Genomic DNA, 656 nt, shown 5'->3' on the forward strand with positions numbered 1-656 from the left:
TCGCTGGCGCGAGCGTCCCGCTCGTGTCCCCACAATAATTAACATATAAAATTTAATTTCTAAAAATAATAATGTGAGTTTTTATTAATTTTAGATAATGAGCAGAAAACACAAATTTCATGAAAAAGAAGGAGCTTATTTCATAAGTTTTGCTACGGTATTTTGGATTGATATTTTTACAAGAATTGAATATTTTGATATTATTATTGAAGCATTGAATTATTGTAGAAAGAATAAAGGAATGATTATTTTCGGATATTGTATCATGCCCAGTCATATACATTTAATTTTCAGATCAGAAAAAGGTCAACCTTCAGAATTAATAAGAGATTTTAAAGGTTTTACCGCTAAAAAGTTGCTTAAGGCTATCGAAGAAAATAATCAGGAAAGCAGAAAAGAATGGTTATTGTGGATGTTTAAAAAAGCAGGAAGCCGAAATTCCAATATAAAAAAGTATCAGTTTTGGCAGCAGAATAATAATCCCATAGAAATATGGACGTTGAAGGTATTTGAGCAGAAACTAAATTATGTTCATCAAAACCCAGTTGAGGCAGGTTTTGTTATGGAGTCTTGGGAATGGAAATATAGCAGTGCTAGAAATTATTGTGATGATTATGAGAAAGTGCTGGAAATAGATGTTAATTTATGAGGATGGG

The 656-nt window shown here is 30.9% G+C and carries 1 protein-coding gene; it reads left to right on the top strand.

The genetic code is table 11. The features are described 5' to 3' along the window. Positions 1-97 precede the first annotated feature (97 nt). Entirely contained in the window at positions 98-649 is a 552-nt protein-coding gene (locus NK356_RS24065; RefSeq protein ID WP_253318255.1) for a transposase, read from the top strand. Positions 650-656 lie beyond the last annotated feature (7 nt).

Origin of the sequence: Chryseobacterium sp. S0630, assembly GCF_024158915.1 — a bacterium.
In the GTDB taxonomy this organism is placed as follows: domain Bacteria; phylum Bacteroidota; class Bacteroidia; order Flavobacteriales; family Weeksellaceae; genus Chryseobacterium.

What these genes read in the sequence shown, in the direction of transcription:
- NK356_RS24065 (WP_253318255.1), top strand. Translation starts at nt 98, where the DNA reads ATGAGCAGAAAACACAAATTTCATGAAAAAGAAGGAGCTTATTTCATA.